Genomic DNA, 15,652 nt, shown 5'->3' on the forward strand with positions numbered 1-15,652 from the left:
GAATTCCCCACACCAGTTGAAAATTTAATCGTGACCGGGTTCTCAACTCGGCTCACCCCGGCGCTGGTCCCCGAGGCGCCCCTGCCCACCGGCGCAATTGGCCGACTGCCCGGAGGAGCGTCCTGACTTCGCGCGGCCGGTACGAGAACGTGGCGCTACCAGCGGCGCCAGTCCAAGGCGACGGCGCTGTTCATGAATAGTCGAGCCCGGGTGCCGTCTGGTTTGTTGAACCAGATGTTGGAGTCGAAACCTTTGCGGTAGGCGATGAGGTTCGTGGTGGGTGAGACCACAGGCCCTTCGGCGCTCAGCTCGGTGTCGTCTGTCTGATCGGGCGTGACCTCCGTGCACCTGGTCTGTGAGGTGAGGCACCAGCGGATGTTTGAGAAACCGCTTTGGTCGTTGTCGGAGGCGTTGTCGGTGGCGAGGGCGGTGCCGTTGCCGTTCCAGTCCCAGGAGTAGGCCAGTCCGTATTCGCGGGTGGGGACGCCCTGGGGGGTGATTCCGATGGCGATGAAGTCGCCGTACCAGTTGTCGATACCGCAGTAGCCTCCGACGACGATCTCGTTGCCTCGGGGGCTCCACTTGGGGTTGTGGTAGCGGAACGAGTCGCATCCGTTGGGGATGACGCGTGAGTCTGTGATGCGCTTAGCTTTGCCGTACGGGACGGTTGAGTTGAGGGTGTAGACGTCGCACGTGCCGGGTGGGCGGCAGGACTCGAAGGCCAGTTTCTTGCCGTCGGGGGACCACGTTGGGGTGGCCTCGTACGTTGCGGCTTTGGTCACGCGGCGCAAACTGCCGCCGCGATCATCAGTGATGTAGACGTCGGTGTTCCCGTCCACAGTTCCTGACCACGCGATGAGCTTGCCATCTGGGGAGAACTGACCCCCTCGCAGCCACGTCGACACCAAAGTCTTGCGTGAGCCGTCGGGATAGATGGTGTAAACCCCGTCTTCTGCCGAGATGAGAAGGGCACCGTTATTGAGGGTGGACGCCCGCTCGTGCATCTCAGACGCTCGCGCAAAGCCCGGCACCGACACGGTCGCGACCGCCGTCAGCGCAAGTAATACTCGAATCGCTCTTCGCGTCATCCACGGAGCGTACGGTTTCCTTTTGAAGCGTGCTCTCCGAATGTCTTCCAACTGGCGAGGGCATCACACTTGTAACGCGCACAGGCGGCTGGGTTTCGCGACTCACGAAAGGCGGGGTACGCGGACGAACGGTGGGGCGTCGGCCCACCCGGCCGACGCCCCACCCCGACCTGTGCGGGCCCCTGCGCCGCACCGGTCGTTCCCCATCCGTCCGAGCCCGTCGTCCCCCGACGTCCCCGTGTCCGCTCGGTTCCCCTGCGACGGTCGGTGCGGGCCGCCCGGGCGCTGATACGTCCCCGCGTCAACTCTTTTCCCCGGCCTTTCGGTACGACCCGGGTCTTGTGGACCGGGTGCTCCGACCGGTACGTATCAGGAGGCCCACGACCGGCTCTGCTCGGTGAGAGACCCGCGAGCCGTGGGTCCGCCCGTCCACCCCATCGCGCGTCGCTCCAGGAGGCAGTTCCATGGCAGATGCAGGCGACACCACCCCCGTCGAACCCTCGTCGTCCGACGAGGACGCCACACGACGACGCCCGGTGCCGGGCGACGACCGTGGGACCCCCCGCGCGTCAGACCCCGACGACGCCCGGGGCGTGCGCGACGCCACCGGCCGTCTCGTGGCTCGCTCGCCGATCCGCGCGCTCGACCCGGCGTCGGACAAGCGCCGCACGAACGGACTCGCGGCTCTTCCCGCCCTCTACCTCACCGACCGGCTGCTCGAGCGGCGTGGTGACGGAGTGAAGAAGAGCTCTGACGCCCCGGACTCCACCGACACCCCTGACACCCCTGAGACCGGACGCCGTCGCGGCGACGATGTCTCACTCTCCGAGGCGCTGGACGAGATCGGCCTCGACTTCGAGCCGACGGTCGACCCTCCCTCCAGCGATCAGGAGTTCATCCCCCCGCGGTGGGGACGGAGCATCACCCTGCGGTCCCGCGACGCGATCGAGCCGGTCGACGCTTGGTCGGTGCTGCAGGACCTGCGCGTGCGGGCCCCGCAGGTCGCCGCGCGCCTCAGCCTCGAGCACGTGCTGCGTCCGGCGGGCGGGTACTGGGGCGGGATCGGCGGCTACTGGGGCGGCATCGGCGGGTACTGGGGCGGGATCGGCGGCTACTGGGGTGGAATCGGCACGGGTGCCGACGCGCTGCAGGAGTACGCGGTCGCCGGCCGTGGTGGTCGGATGCCGGTCAGTCTCGCCCTGCCCGACCCCGCACTCCGCGCCCGCGCCCTCGCGCGCCCGCCGGTCGTCGTCGTCCCCGACACGGGCGTGGCACCGCACCCGTGGTTCAAGGACGAGGGGGTGGTCCGTCTGCGCTACCGGGACGGGCGGCTCGAGCCCGACACCCGCGAGCTGCACGTCGCGGACACGGGGCAGCCCGGGGCCGGTGACGGCGCCGGCGGTGACGAGAGCGCCCCGAGACCGTCGGATCCCGCCGGCCTGCTCGCGGGGCACGCCACCTTCATCGCCGGGCTCGTCCGGCAGGGCTGCCCCGAGGCCACCATCGTGTCCATCCCCGTCATGGGCGACGACGGCGTCGTCGACGAGGGCTACCTGCTCGACGTGCTCGAAGCGCTGCTGCGCCGTCACGAGGGGGGGCAGGGCGGGGGAGAGCCGTCGGACGTCGTCGACGTCCTGTCGCTGTCCATGGGCTACTACGCCGAGGACTCGACCTACCTCTCCGGCCCCGTCCACGCCATGCTCGACCGCTTCGCCGCTGCCGGCGTCGCGGTCGTGGCGGGTGTCGGCAACGAGGGCACGACCGACCCGTTCGTGCCCGCGTCCCTCGCTCCGACGATGACGTGGCCGGCCGTGCCCGACGACCAGCCGCCACCGGTCGCGAGTGTCGGCGCCTGCAACCCCGACGGCACGACCGTCGCCCTCTTCTCCAACGACCTCGCCGTCGTGACGGCGGTGCGTCTGGGGGTCTCACTCGTCAGCACCCTGCCGCTGACCAACGGGATGGGCCAGCCGTCGGCCAAGGTGCAGAGCGGCGACACCGTGCGCTGCACGGTGGACCCGGACGACTACACCGGCGGCTTCGGCGTGTGGAGCGGGACGTCCTTCGCCACCCCGGTCTTCTCGGCCGAGCTGGCCGCCGCCCTCGTGGATGCCGGTGGACTCGACGATGTCGCACCCGACGCCATGCGTCGCCGCGCCGTCAAGGCCCTTGATGTCTGCACCCACCGGGGGAAGAAGCCATGACCCCGACCCCGACCGCACCCGACGGCCTCGGTGTCCGTGCGGCGGCGGCCTTCACCGCCTACCGCGACGGTGAGCGGGAACGACTCTCCGAGCTCGTCGACCTCGTCACCCCGGTCCTGTGGAACGCCGCCCGCGCGCAGGGCGGCAGCCACGCGGTCTGCGAGGACGCCGTGCAGAACGCCTTCCTCCAGCTCGTCGACCGGGCGGACGGCATCCACGAACCCGCGGCGGTGCTCGGGTGGCTCGTCGTCGTCGTCAAGCGCGAGGTGTGGCGCGTGGGCCGCGGCGCCCGTCGGGAGGTCGACGTCGACGAGGTGCCCGAGGCCCCGACGCAGCAGATCGACCCGGAGGCGCACGCCATCCTCGACGAGCGCCAGCGGGTGCTGTGGCACCACATCGAGACGTTGACCCCGCGGTGCCAGGAGCTCATCCGCGTCATCGCCTTCGCCGACCGGCCCGACTACGCGTCCATCGCGGACGCGCTGGGGATGCCGGTGGGCAGCATCGGCCCGACCCGTGGCCGCTGCCTCCAGAAGCTGAGGGTCGCCCTCGGCTCCGACCCAGGATGGGCGGTCTGACATGACCTCGCACACGGATGCCGTCGACGCCCGTGACCTCGCCACGCTCGCCGCGGTGCGCGGCCTCTACGACCGGGCCGACCCGGTCCCGCCGGACCTCGCCGAGCGGGTGAAGTTCGAGATCACCGTGGCGGCCCTGCAGGCCGAGGTGGCCGAGCTCGTCGACTCGGCGCTGCTCTCGACCCGGCACGCGACGCCCCGCCACGAGCCGACGCCGACGGAGTCGGTGACGTTCACCGCGGCCTCCGTCAGCCTCATGGTCACCGCCACGAGCGACCCCGACCGCGACCGGGTCACCGTCGACGGCTGGGTGACGGTGCCCGGCTCGTCGATCGAGGCCGTGACGGCCGAGGGCTCACGGGTCGAGAACGCGGATGCGAACGGGCGGTTCGTGCTGGATGATCTGCCCCACGGGCCCGTGCACTTCGTCATCCGCACCCGCCCCGACGACCCCGACGCCCGGCCGGTCATCACCCCCACCGTCACCGTCTGACACCCCCAGCACCGGCTGGCGAGGACGGGTGGGCCGCCGGTCGGTGACGGCGGGCCCACCCGAGACGAGGCCACCATCGACCTGCTGCAGCGAGCCCGCGAGCTGCGCGACCAGGGGGCGGCCGACAACGCCGCCGGCCGGCCGGCGGAGGCGGCGCTCGCCCTCGGGGAGGCGCTGCAGCAGCTGGACGCCCTCGACGCGCGGGACGGTCGCGACTCGCCCGACCACGACTCGCCCGACCACGACGGGTCGGCGGACGCCCACGGCGACGGTGCTGTCCACGGTGACGGTGACGACGGCATCCGGGCCCGGCTCACCCTGCGGGCCAACACCCTCATCACGCTCTCGCTCACCGAGTTCCTCGTCGGGGGGCTCGCGCCGGCGACCGCCCGGCTCGAGCAGGCCCGCCGCGTCGTCGAGGAGGCGGCCGACGCCGACCTCATGGCCCGGCTCGAGTACCAGCGCGCCAACATCCTCGGCCGCTCCGGCCAGCTCGCCGCCGCCCTCGACGGCCTCGAGGCGGCGCTGCGCCGGCTCAGCGCGTTCTCCCCGCGGGAGCAGTGCTCGGTGCACCTCAGCCGCGGCATGCTCGCCTTCGAGCTGGGCCGGGCCACGACCGCCCTCGAGTCGTTCGAGCAGGCGGCGGGCATCGCGGCCGAGCACGGCCTCACCGCCCAGGAGCACATGGCCCGGCACAACAGCGGCTACGCGACGTACCTGCTCGGCGAGCTGCCGCGCGCCCTCGCGCTCATGGACCGCGCGCAGGACCTCGCCGACCCCGACACCTCGCGCGGCATGGAGCAGCTCGACCGGGCGCGCGTTCTGCTCGAGGCGGGCCTGCTCACCGAGGCGGTCGAGGCCCTGCGGTCCGGGGTCGCCGAGGTGGCGGGAGCGGGCAACGACCTGCTCGAGGCGGAGTTCGACCTCGAGCTCGCCCGTGCCCACCACCTGCTCGGCCGGGCCGACGCGGCGACCGTCGCGGCCGAGTCGTCGGCCGCCGCCTACGCCCGGCTCGGGGCCACGGCGTGGGAGGCCCGGGCCACCCTCACGGCGCTCAAGGTCGACCTCGACCGCCACCGCCGGGCGCTGGTCGATGCCGGGGTCGTCGACGCCACTGACGCGCAGGCCGGGGCGCTGACCGCGACGGGGCGGGCGGCCCTCACCGCGGCCGCCGCCGCGACGGCCGACGACCTCGCCCGCCGCGCCGTCGGCCTGGGCGACCCCGAGCTCGCCGACCAGGCGCGGGTCGTCGCTGGCGAGGCGCTGCTGCTCGCCGGGGACGTCGACGCCGCGCGCGACCGGCTAGTCGGGCCGCGCCGGTCCGCCCCCGGGTCGCTGGCCGACGAGCTGCGCCTCGCCGCCGCCACGGCTGAGCTGCACGTCACCGAGGGGGAGCCCCGGGCCGCCCGGCGCGTCCTGGCCGGCGCCGTCAAGCGGCTCGCGGCCGGTCAGCAGGGCAGCGCCAGCCTCGACCTGCGCACGGCCCGCGCCGTCCACGGGGTCCGGCTCGCCGCCCTAGACCTCGACCTCGCCGTCCCCCGGGGCAGCGCCGCGGTGCTCGAGACCCTCGAGCGCTGGCGCAGCGCCACCGACCGGCTGCCCTCCCTGGCCCGACCCGACGACGAGCGGCTGGCCGAGCTCACCGAGACGCTGCGCTCGGTGCGGGCCCAGCAGCGCGCCGCGGCCGGCCAGCCCGGCCCCGCCGGCCCCGAGAGCCCCGGAGCCGACCCCGGAGCCGACCCCGCTCTGCTCGAGCTGCACCGGCGCGCCACCCGCCTCGAGCAGCAGATCCGCGCGCGCGACTGGGCCCTCGGCTCGCGCGACGGCGCTGCCGCAGCGGTACCCGTCCGGGTCCGCGAGGCGCGCTCCCTGCTCGACCGGGCCGACCGTGACCTCGTCTGGCTCTTCGCCCATCGCGGCCGCCTCTGCGGCGTCGGGGTCGTCGGCGGCCGGGCGGCCCTGCGCGACCTCATGCCGCTCGCCGAGGCCCGGGAGGTCGCCCGCCGCATCCGGCTCGACCTCCGCGCGGCGGCGACGCAGCACCTCGGACCCCTCGCCGGCGTCGTGTGGCGCTCGCTCGAGACCGACGTCGCCCGGCTCGACGACGCGCTCGTGCGTCCGTGGCGGGCGCAGCGGGCGGGTCTCGTGCTCGTGACGAGCCCCGAGGTGTCGGCGCTGCCGTGGGCGCTGTGCCCCTCGCTCGTCGCCCGCCCGCTCACCGTCGCACGGTCGCTCACCTCCTTCGCCCGTCGCGCCGTGGTGCGCGAGCAGCGCCCCGACGGCCCGCCGACGGTGCACGTCGCCGTCGGCCCCGGCCTGACCCGCGCGGGTGACGAGGCCCGGGCCGTCGCGGCGACGTGGCGTGCCGCCGGCGCCGAGGTCGAGGTGGCCGACCCGTCGACCGGCCGGGGGCTCGTGCAGGCCCTCGCGCACGGCCGGGTCGTGCACGCCGCCGCCCACGGCACCCACGCGGTCCAGTCGCCCCTGTTCTCCAACCTCGAGCTGCACGACGGACCGGTGTTCGCCCACGAGCTGCAGCCTGTCGGGGTCACCGCCGAGCACGTCGTGCTGTCGGCGTGCGACGTCGGCTCGGCCACCTTCCGCCCCGGTGACGAGCAGCTCGGCCTCGCCGCCTCGGTGTTCTCGCTCGGCGCGCACTCGGTCGTCGCGTCGACCGCGCCCATTCCCGACGACGTCGCCGCCGCGACGATGACCGCCCACCACGAGGCCCTCGCCCGTGGCTCCGCGAGCGACGAGGCGCTGGCCGCCGCCGTGGCCGCCACCGACCCCGTGGCCGCGGCCTTCCTCAACCTCGGCGGGCGCTTCGTGCCCTGAGGCACCCGCCGCGCCACCCGGCATCCGACACGGCTCGTGACGTCGCCGACCGCGCCCGCCTAGAGGGGGATGCCGGTCAGTTCGCGCACGCGGTCGTCCTTGGCCAGCGCCATGGCGAGGGAAATGCGACGGGCGTCGAGCCGGATCTCACGCAGCATCCCAGAGATGGGGTTGGTGTACCCGAGGAACCAGAGACCCGGAGCAGCGGGCGGGGTTCGGCCGCCCGACGCGATCGGGTGGCCCCTGGCGTCGAGCACGCCGAGGTGGCCGACGAGCGGCTCGAGGCCCCGCGTGTAGCCGGTGGCGAGCACGACGGCATCCGGTTCGAGTCGGGTGCCGTCGGCGAGCACGACCGCGCGACCGTCGTACGCGGTGAGCGCGGACACGGGCTCGACGGCGCCGTGGCGCACGGCGTCGACGATGCCGACGTCCTGGACGGGGATGGCGTTGTCGTCCTGCACGCGGGTGAGCAGCCCGGTCGTCGGGCGGGGCAGCCCGTGCGCGGACAGGTCGGGGGTGGTCAGCCGACCGACGACGTGGGCGGCCCGGTCGACGACCGCGCGGGGCAGGTGACGCACCGCGATGCCGGTGTACTGCGCGGCGTACGGTCCGGCCGAGCGTCGCAGCACGTGCGGGGCGGTGCGGACCGCGAGGCGGACCCGCCGCGCACCCTGCTCGGCGAGGTCGACGGCGATCTCGGTGCCGGTGTTGCCCGTGCCGACGACGAGCACGTCCTGACCCGCGAAGGCGGCCCCGCTGCGGTACTCGCCCGCGTGGAGGACGCGGCCCGTGAAGGTGTCACGACCGGGCAGCGTGGGCTCGCGGGGAGTGTGGTTGAAGCCGGTGGCGACCACGGCGTAGGGCGCGGTGGCGACGGATCCGTCGTCCAGCGTCAGAGACCAGCCGCCGGCCTCGCCCCGGTCGAGGCGACGGACGCCGGTGCCCAGCCGCACGTCGAGGCGGTGGTGTTCGGCGTAGAGCTCGAGGTAGCGCACGACGTCGTCGCGGGCCACCCAGCGGCCCATCTCGCGCGGGATGGGCAGCCCCGGGAGCGCGGACAGCTCGCGCGGGGTGTGCAGGTGCAGCCGGTAGTAGTGGCGGCGCCAGGCGCTGCCCACGGCGGGCTCACGGTCGAGCACGACGGCGTGCAGGCCGCGGGCCCGCAGGGCCGCGGCGACCGCGAGCCCGGCCGGGCCGGCCCCGACGACGAGGGCGTCGACCGCCACGGGAGGGGCGCAGGAGGGGCGTCGGCGGCTCACCGGGCCAACCTAGCGACGGGTCTCCACACCCCGGTCGGTCCGTGTGGGCTGCGTCTCACACGGGCCTCCCAGAGTTGTTAGGCAAGCCTTGCCTGTGCTTTCCTGACATCGGCGATCCGACGCGCTCCAGGGCGCGCCACCCGACCGCTGCAGCGAGCCGCACCCGGCCCGGCTGCCGGGGCCCGAGACGGGCCGTCGAAGTGGCAGAAGTGGAGACACCCATGCTCGTGAGCAACGCGCTCATCGGTCTGCGTGAGGGACTGGAGGCGGCCCTCGTCGTCGTCATCCTCGTGGCCTTCCTCGTCAAGACCGACCGCCGCTGGGCCCTGCGCCACGTCTGGACGGGCGTCGGCGCGGCGGTGGCCCTCGCCGTCGTGCTCGGCGCGGTGCTCACCTTCGGCACCAAGCAGCTGACGTTCGAGGCGCAGGAGCTCATCGGAGGGTCCGCCTCGATCGTCGCCGTCGTCTTCGTCACCTTCATGGTCTTCTGGATGCGCAGCGCCGCCCGCACGATCTCGGGCGAGCTCAAGGGCAAGCTCGACCGGGCCCTCGAGATGGGGCCGCTCGCCGTCGCGCTCGTCGCCTTCCTCGGCGTCGGCCGTGAGGGCCTCGAGACGGCGATCTTCTTCTACGCCACGACCGAGGCCGCCGGCCAGGGCAACAACCAGCCCCTGCTCGGCTGGGTGGTCGGCCTCGGCGGCGCCGTCGTGCTCGGCTGGCTCATCTACCGCGGGGCCGTCCGCATCAACCTCACGAAGTTCTTCCGCTACACGGGGGTCCTGCTCGTCATCGTGGCCGGCGGCATCCTCGCCTACGGCATCCACGACCTGCAGGAGGCGCAGTTCCTCCCCGGCCTCGGCGCGCTCGCCTTCGACGTCAGCGCCGCCGTCCCGCCGGACAGCTGGTACGGCACCCTGCTCAAGGGCATCTTCAACTTCAGCCCGGCCACGACGTGGCTGCAGGCCATCGCCTGGGTGCTCTACGTGGGCGTCGTGCTCACCCTCTTCCTGCGCCCGGTGCCCGCCCCGGTCGCGCCGGCCGCGGCCCCCCGCGCGTCCGTCCACGCCTGACCCGCCCTCCTCACCCGACCTCGCCGCGGGACGGCGCCGCGCCACGGCGCGCGCCTCCCGTCCCCCTGACGCCGACCGACCGGCATCCTCACCACCGACCAGGAGCACCATGTCCCGCCCCGCCCGTCCGACCCGGCGTGCCGCCGCCCCACTGGCGCTCGTCGCCCTCGCCGCCCTCGGGCTCTCGGCCTGCACCGACAAGGCCGACGCCTCGGCGAACGCGTCGGGTGGCGCCGGCGGGCCGATCACCGTGCAGGCGGACGACACGACGTGCGCCCTCAGCGCGACGACGGCCAAGGCCGGCACCGTCACCTTCGACATCACCAACGCGGGCACGAAGGTCAACGAGTTCTACGTCTACGCCGCCGGCGACCGCATCGTCTCCGAGGTCGAGAACATCACGCCCGGCCTCAAGCGCCAGCTCAAGGTCGAGATCACCGAGCCGGGCACGTTCCAGACCGCGTGCAAGCCCGGGATGGTCGGCGACGGCATCCGTGGCGACTTCACCGTCACCGGCACCGCGGTCGCCGGCAGCGCCGACCAGAAGGTGGCCAAGGCCATCAGCGACTACCGCGCCTTCGTTGCCACCGAGAGCGACAAGCTGCTCGCCGGCACGCAGGAGTTCGTCGCCGCCGTCAAGGCGGGCGACGTGGCGAAGGCCAAGCAGCTCTATCCCACGGCCCGGCTGCCCTGGGAGACCATCGAGCCCGTCGCCGAGAGCTTCGGTGACCTCGACCCGCGCATCGACGGCCGCGAGGGCGACAACCCCACCTTCAGCGGCTACCACCGCCTCGAGAAGGACCTCTGGGTCTCCGGCCTGCAGAAGGACTCCGGGCAGGTGGCCGACACGCTGCTCGCCGACGTCAAGCAGATCGTCACCAAGAGCAAGGGCGTCACGCCGACGGCGCTGACCATCGCGAACGGCGCCAAGGCGCTGCTCGACGAGGTGGCGACCGGCAAGATCACCGGCGAGGAGGAGCGCTACTCGCACACCGACCTCTGGGACTTCCGCGGCAACCTGCAGGGCTCGCAGTCGGCCCTCGAGACCCTGCGCCCCGTCGTCACCGAGCGCGACGCGGCGCTGCAGAAGGCCCTCGACTCGCGCTTCGCCGAGCTGAACCAGCTGCTCGAGTCGCACCGCGTCGACGGCCGCTTCGTCTCCTACACGACGCTCACCGACGCCGACCTCAAGGCCCTGACCGTGTCGCTCGACGCGCTGTCGGAGGAGGTCTCGAAGGTGCCGGCGGTGGTGGAGACCAAGTGACCGCGACGCCGCCGCAGCCGCCGGAGCCGTCGTCGGAGGCGCCTGCCGAGGTCCCCGGCGTCAGCCGTCGACGGCTGCTCGGGGTGTCGGGCACGGCGGCGGTCGCCGGCGTCGTGGCGGGGGCCGGGGGCCTCTGGGCCGCCGAGCGTGCCTCCGGTTCGACGACATCGGATGCCGGTGCGCTCGCTGCGCCGTCGGGCGCGGCCGCGCTCGACGCCGCCATCGACTTCAACGGCGAACACCAGGCCGGCATCGTCACCCCGGCGCAGGACCGGCTGCACTTCGTCGCCCTCGACGTCGTGACGAAGGACCGCGCCGAGCTCGTCGCCCTGCTCAAGACGTGGACCCGGGCCGCCGAGCGCATGACGGCCGGGGCGGAGGCCGCCCCCGGCGGGCTCGTCGGTGGCGGACCGTTCGCGGCGCCCGAGGACACCGGCGAGGCGTACGGGCTGCCGGCGTCCGGCCTGACCGTCACGATCGGCTTCGGTCCCTCGCTCTTCGACGGCCGCTTCGGCCTCGCCGACCGGCGCCCCGCCGCGCTGGCCGACCTGCCCGCGTTCCCCGGCGACCAGCTCGAGGCGGCGCGCTCGGGGGGCGACCTGTGCATCCAGGCCTGCGCCAACGACCCGCAGGTCGCCGTGCACGCGGTGCGCAACCTCGTGCGGCTCGGCTTCGGCACCGTCTCAGCGCGGTGGAGCCAGCTCGGCTTCGGGCGCACGTCGTCGACCTCGACCTCCCAGGCCACGCCCCGCAACATGTTCGGCTTCAAGGACGGCACCGCCAACGTCAAGGCCGAGGACACCGAGGCGCTGGCGCAGCACGTGTGGGTGGCGTCCGACGACGATGCGTCGGCCGGCTGGATGACGGGCGGCAGCTACCTCGTCGCGCGGCGCATCCGCATGCACATCGAGGTGTGGGACCGCACGAGCCTGCAGGAGCAGGAGGACGTCATCGGGCGCGACAAGAAGGAGGGCGCGCCGCTCGGCGGCGCGAAGGAGTTCGACGCCCTCGACTTCGCCCGCAAGGCGCCCGACGGTCAGCCCGCGATCCCGATGAACGCGCACGTGCGCCTCGCCCACGAGAGCAACCTCAAGGGCGTGCGCCTGCTGCGCCGCGGCTACAACTTCACCGACGGCACCGACGGGGTCGGTCACCTCGACGCGGGTCTGTTCTTCGTCGCCTTCATGCGAGACCCTCGTCGGCAGTTCGTGCCGATGCAGCAGGCGCTCGCCGAGAAGGACGGGCTGAACGAGTACATCGAGCACAACGGCTCGGCCGTCTTCGCCTGCCCTCCCGGGACGCAGCCCGGCCAGTTCTGGGGCCAGCAGCTCTTCGCCTGACCGTCGACGTCGGCCGGAGCGGACGACGGGCTCGGTCGGGCCCGGTCGGGCTCGGTCGGGCTCGGTCGGGCTCGGTCGGGCTCGACCCGGTCTGGCCGGAATCGGCAGGGCGCTTCGTGTCGTATCGGCCCGCTCCTGTTCGTAGCGTGGGTAGCAGCCCGCGCTGGGCGGGCCGACGCGAAGGAGCAGCCATGCCGCAGTACCTCGTCTACTTCAACCAGCAGTGGGTGGGCGACCACGACGAGGCGTGGTTCCGGTCCCGCGTCGAACCGTCGACCGCAGTCGTGCGGGACATGCAGCGGCAAGGCGTCCTCGTCTACGCCGGCGGCCTCGTCGAGGAGCTCGAGGAGGCGGCCAGCGCCGACGCCACGAGCGGCGAGGTGATCGTCACCGACGGGCCGTTCGCCGAGACCAAGGAGTGGCTGGGCGGCCTGACCATCATCGACGTGCCCGACGACGAGTCGGCCCGGGAGTGGGCCGGTCGGGTGGCCGAGGGGTGCGGGTGGCCGCAGGAGGTGCGGCGCTTCAAGGACGGCTCGTTGCAGGCGGTCACCCGCCAGGGCTGAGCGACGGGCCCGCAGGATCCGCTCGTAGGGGCTGCCCTCGACGCGTCCGGCCCGGTCAGGCGCCGGCCTCGATGAACGAGGCGGGGTCGGCGACGACCCGCTCGAGCACCCGCAGCGCGGCGCCGGTCACGGCCGAGCCGGGGCCGGCCACGGCCCGCTCGACGGCGACCGGCGCCCAGCGCGCGGCGAGCACGCGCTGGGCGACCTCGGCCTCGATGCCGGCGGCCAGGTGGTCGAAGAGCTCGGCGTACACCCCGCCGAGCACGACGCGGTCGACGTCGACGATGTTGAGGGTGCTGGCCACGGCGACGCCGATCGCCTCCGCCGCCCACCCGAGGGCGCGTCCGGCCCGGACGCCGCGCGGCACGCGGGTGAGCAGGTCGGCCGGGGTGGCGCCGAGACCGAGGCCGGCCCGGCGCCGGATGACGTCGAGGCCCGCGTACTGCTCGAGGCAGCCGGTGGCGCCGCACGCGCAGCGCGGGCCCGAGCGGTCGACCACGACGTGGCCGATCTCGCCCGACCAGCCGTGCCGTCCGCGCGTGGTCTCGCCGCCGATGACGACGGCCCCGCCGATGCCGACCTCGCCGGCGAGGTAGAGGAAGCTCTGCTCGCCCCGGGGGGAGCCGTCGGCCCGGGAGCGGGCCCGTGTCTCGGCCAGGGCGGAGAGGTCGGCGTCGTTGCCCACCTCGACGCGGATGCCGGTGAGCGGGGCCTGCCGGTCGAGCAGGGCCGCGAGGTCGACGTCGGTCCAGCCGAGGTTCGGGGCGAGCTGCACGACGCTGCCGCCGGAGCGCAGCAGCGCCGGGACCGAGACGCAGGCGCCGAGCAGCCGGGTGCGGGTGGGGAGGGTCTCGAGGGCGCGGCCCGCGAGCCGGGCGAGCTCGCGGGTGACCCGCCGGGGGTCGCTGTCGCGGTGGTCGCCGGGGGCCTGGGCGCGGCCGAGCACGGTGCCGTCGAGGGCGAGCACCTGCGCGGTGAGGTGGTCGACCTGGATCTCGAGCCCGAGGGCCGCGACCCCGTCGGACGACGGCGCGACGACGACCCCGGGCCGGCCGGGGGTCGTGGCCGCCTCGGGTGCCAGCTCGTCGACGAGGTCGGCGTCGACGAGGCGCTCGACGAGGTCGGAGGCGGTGGCCCGCGTGATGTCGAGGGCTGCCGCGACCCTGGCCCGGGTGGTCGGCCGGGTGGCCTCGTAGATCTCCCCGAGCACGAGCGCGAGGTTCTGCGAGCGCAGCGAGGCCTGGCGCACACCACTACGTCCGCCCGGCATCCGCTGGCTCGTCACCCCTTGACCTTAGCGTGCCGACGACCATATGTTGATTCAACAAACAAATGGCTGGACCGTTGTTCGCCGCTCGAGGAGGAGCCCCCATGCCCGTCAAGCCCACCCCTGCAGACAAGTTCTCGTTCGGACTGTGGACCGTCGGCTGGGAGGCCCGCGACCAGTTCGGTGACGCGTCCCGCCCGGCGCTCGACCCGATCGAGTCCGTGCGCCGCCTCGCCGAGCTCGGTGCCTGGGGCGTCACGTTCCACGACGACGACCTCGTGCCCTTCGGCAGCTCCGACGCGGTGCGCGACGACATCATCAAGCGCTTCCGGGCCGCCCTCGACGAGACCGGCATCGTCTGCGAGATGGTGACGACGAACACCTTCAGCCACCCGATCTTCAAGGACGGCGCCTTCACCTCCAACAACCGCGAGGTGCGCCGCTACGGCCTGCGCAAGGTCATCCGCAACGTCGACCTCGCCGCCGAGCTGGGCGCCGAGACCTTCGTCATGTGGGGTGGCCGCGAGGGGTCGGAGTACGACGGCGCCAAGGACGTCAACGCCGCCCTCGACCGCTACCGCGAGGGCATCGACACCGTCGCCGCCTACATCAAGGAGAAGGGCTACGGCCTGAAGATCGCGCTCGAGCCGAAGCCGAACGAGCCGCGCGGCGACATCCTGCTGCCGACCGTCGGCCACGCCCTCGGCTTCATCGCCGAGCTCGAGCACGGCGACATCGTCGGCCTCAACCCCGAGGTGGGCCACGAGCAGATGGCCGGGCTCAACTACACCGCCGGCATCGCCCAGGCGCTGTGGGCCGAGAAGCTCTTCCACATCGACCTCAACGGCCAGCGCTCGATCAAGTACGACCAGGACCTCGTCTTCGGTCACGGCGACCTGCTCTCGGCCTTCTTCACCGTCGACCTCATCGAGAACGGCTTCCCGGGAGGTGGGCCCCGCTACGACGGGCCGCGCCACTTCGACTACAAGCCCTCGCGCACCGAGGACGTCGACGGCGTGTGGGTCTCGGCGGCGGCCAACATGAGCACCTACCTGCTGCTCAAGGAGCGCGCCCTCGCCTACCGGGCCGATCCCGAGGTGCAGGCCGCCCTCGAGGCGAGCAAGGTGCTCGAGCTGTCGAAGCCCACCCTCGGCGAGGGCGAGAGCCTCGCCGACCTGCTCGCCACCCCGGCCGCGTTCGAGGAGCTCGACGTCGACGCGGTGGCCGCCGAGGGCTACGCCTTCGTGCACCTGAACCAGCTGGCCGTCGAACACGCCCTCGGCGGTCGCTGAGCACAACCCGAGGCGACCCCGACCGCTCACCCGGCGGTCGGGGCCGCCCCGGTCCCGACCCTCCCGTCGAAAGGCCGGATAGACCACGTCGAGAGGTCACCGGCCGGAGTCGGTCGACGCTTCTGCGCTGTGCCTCGCAGTGGCACCATGGCTCATGGACCGACCCCGCCCGGATGCCGCGGACGTGCCCGACGACCCGGCGCTCGTACGGCTCGTCGAGCAGGCCGCGGCGCGGGCGGCCGGCCTCTGGTCGTCGCACCGCGGGCTCGCCTGATCAGGGCCGCGCCGGGCCGCGCTCCCGGCCCTCACGGCGTCCGGCACCGACTTGCCGCACAGCCCCTTGACGCGTGACCACTCGACGAGGTCCAGACGCCCTCTCGACGGGGTGGGGCGGGC

At 73.6% G+C, this 15,652-nt stretch carries 12 protein-coding genes; 9 read left to right on the forward strand and 3 right to left on the reverse strand.

Annotated features, from left to right (window positions below):
• Window positions 1-155: 155 nt before the first annotated feature.
• The gene (locus DFJ68_RS16865; RefSeq protein WP_121034729.1) at window positions 156-1,088 is read right to left on the reverse strand and encodes a TolB family protein; all 933 of its coding nucleotides are present in this window, start codon (window positions 1,086-1,088) and stop codon (window positions 156-158) included.
• 464 nt (window positions 1,089-1,552) lie between these two features.
• Between DFJ68_RS16865 and DFJ68_RS16870 the strand changes: the two genes are divergently transcribed.
• The 4 genes from DFJ68_RS16870 to DFJ68_RS16890 all read left to right on the forward strand — a co-directional run bounded on the left by DFJ68_RS16870 (window position 1,553) and on the right by DFJ68_RS16890 (window position 7,198).
• Window positions 1,553-3,292 carry a S8/S53 family peptidase gene (locus DFJ68_RS16870; protein WP_147431640.1) on the forward strand — a complete coding sequence of 580 codons (1,740 nt, stop codon included), beginning with the start codon at window positions 1,553-1,555 and terminating at the stop codon, window positions 3,290-3,292.
• Window positions 3,289-3,870 carry an RNA polymerase sigma factor gene (locus tag DFJ68_RS16875; RefSeq protein ID WP_121034731.1) on the forward strand — a complete coding sequence of 194 codons (582 nt, stop codon included), beginning with the start codon at window positions 3,289-3,291 and terminating at the stop codon, window positions 3,868-3,870. The genes DFJ68_RS16870 and DFJ68_RS16875 overlap by 4 nt, the downstream gene beginning before the upstream one ends.
• Before the next feature lies 1 nt (window position 3,871).
• Window positions 3,872-4,363 carry a hypothetical protein gene (locus DFJ68_RS16880; RefSeq protein ID WP_121034732.1) on the forward strand — a complete coding sequence of 164 codons (492 nt, stop codon included), beginning with the start codon at window positions 3,872-3,874 and terminating at the stop codon, window positions 4,361-4,363.
• A gap of 441 nt (window positions 4,364-4,804) precedes the next feature.
• Entirely contained in the window at window positions 4,805-7,198 is a 2,394-nt protein-coding gene (locus DFJ68_RS16890) for a CHAT domain-containing protein (RefSeq protein ID WP_121034733.1), read from the forward strand.
• A 59-nt stretch (window positions 7,199-7,257) separates the two neighbouring features.
• Here the strand turns inward: DFJ68_RS16890 and DFJ68_RS16895 are convergent, their stop codons facing one another.
• Window positions 7,258-8,457, reverse strand: a complete 1,200-nt coding sequence (locus DFJ68_RS16895) for a flavin-containing monooxygenase (protein ID WP_121034734.1) — start codon at window positions 8,455-8,457, stop codon at window positions 7,258-7,260.
• 221 nt (window positions 8,458-8,678) lie between these two features.
• Here DFJ68_RS16895 and efeU point away from each other — a divergent pair, with 221 nt between their 5' ends.
• The 4 genes from efeU to DFJ68_RS16915 all read left to right on the forward strand — a co-directional run bounded on the left by efeU (window position 8,679) and on the right by DFJ68_RS16915 (window position 12,697).
• Window positions 8,679-9,527, forward strand: coding sequence for an iron uptake transporter permease EfeU (gene efeU / locus DFJ68_RS16900; protein ID WP_121034735.1), 849 nt, complete (start codon window positions 8,679-8,681; stop codon window positions 9,525-9,527).
• A 109-nt stretch (window positions 9,528-9,636) separates the two neighbouring features.
• Complete coding sequence (gene efeO / locus DFJ68_RS16905) at window positions 9,637-10,791, forward strand: iron uptake system protein EfeO (RefSeq protein WP_121034736.1); 1,155 nt, start codon at window positions 9,637-9,639, stop codon at window positions 10,789-10,791.
• Entirely contained in the window at window positions 10,788-12,131 is a 1,344-nt protein-coding gene (gene efeB / locus DFJ68_RS16910; protein ID WP_121034737.1) for an iron uptake transporter deferrochelatase/peroxidase subunit, read from the forward strand. The genes efeO and efeB overlap by 4 nt, the downstream gene beginning before the upstream one ends.
• Before the next feature lie 191 nt (window positions 12,132-12,322).
• Window positions 12,323-12,697 (forward strand): YciI family protein, encoded by a 375-nt coding sequence (locus DFJ68_RS16915; RefSeq protein ID WP_121034738.1) that lies wholly within the window; start codon window positions 12,323-12,325, stop codon window positions 12,695-12,697.
• A 55-nt stretch (window positions 12,698-12,752) separates the two neighbouring features.
• Here DFJ68_RS16915 and DFJ68_RS16920 read toward each other — a convergent pair whose 3' ends face one another.
• A complete protein-coding gene (locus DFJ68_RS16920) occupies window positions 12,753-13,982 on the reverse strand; it encodes an ROK family protein (RefSeq protein ID WP_147431641.1) in 1,230 nt (409 codons plus the stop codon).
• Window positions 13,983-14,068: 86 nt separating this feature from the next.
• Between DFJ68_RS16920 and xylA the strand changes: the two genes are divergently transcribed.
• On the forward strand, window positions 14,069-15,256 hold the full coding sequence (xylA, locus tag DFJ68_RS16925; RefSeq protein WP_121034740.1) for a xylose isomerase: 1,188 nt from the start codon (window positions 14,069-14,071) through the stop codon (window positions 15,254-15,256).
• The last annotated feature ends 396 nt before the right edge of the window (window positions 15,257-15,652 follow it).

This window comes from Terracoccus luteus, from assembly GCF_003635045.1.
In the GTDB taxonomy this organism is placed as follows: Bacteria; Actinomycetota; Actinomycetes; order Actinomycetales; family Dermatophilaceae; genus Terracoccus; species Terracoccus luteus.

What these genes read in the sequence shown, in the direction of transcription:
- DFJ68_RS16875 (WP_121034731.1), top strand. Translation starts at nt 3,289, where the DNA reads ATGACCCCGACCCCGACCGCACCCGACGGCCTCGGTGTCCGTGCGGCG.
- DFJ68_RS16890 (WP_121034733.1), top strand. Translation starts at nt 4,805, where the DNA reads ATGGCCCGGCTCGAGTACCAGCGCGCCAACATCCTCGGCCGCTCCGGC.
- DFJ68_RS16915 (WP_121034738.1), top strand. Translation starts at nt 12,323, where the DNA reads ATGCCGCAGTACCTCGTCTACTTCAACCAGCAGTGGGTGGGCGACCAC.
- xylA (WP_121034740.1), top strand. Translation starts at nt 14,069, where the DNA reads ATGCCCGTCAAGCCCACCCCTGCAGACAAGTTCTCGTTCGGACTGTGG.
- DFJ68_RS16880 (WP_121034732.1), top strand. Translation starts at nt 3,872, where the DNA reads ATGACCTCGCACACGGATGCCGTCGACGCCCGTGACCTCGCCACGCTC.
- DFJ68_RS16865 (WP_121034729.1), bottom strand. Translation starts at nt 1,088, where the DNA reads ATGACGCGAAGAGCGATTCGAGTATTACTTGCGCTGACGGCGGTCGCG.
- efeO (WP_121034736.1), top strand. Translation starts at nt 9,637, where the DNA reads ATGTCCCGCCCCGCCCGTCCGACCCGGCGTGCCGCCGCCCCACTGGCG.
- DFJ68_RS16870 (WP_147431640.1), top strand. Translation starts at nt 1,553, where the DNA reads ATGGCAGATGCAGGCGACACCACCCCCGTCGAACCCTCGTCGTCCGAC.
- efeU (WP_121034735.1), top strand. Translation starts at nt 8,679, where the DNA reads ATGCTCGTGAGCAACGCGCTCATCGGTCTGCGTGAGGGACTGGAGGCG.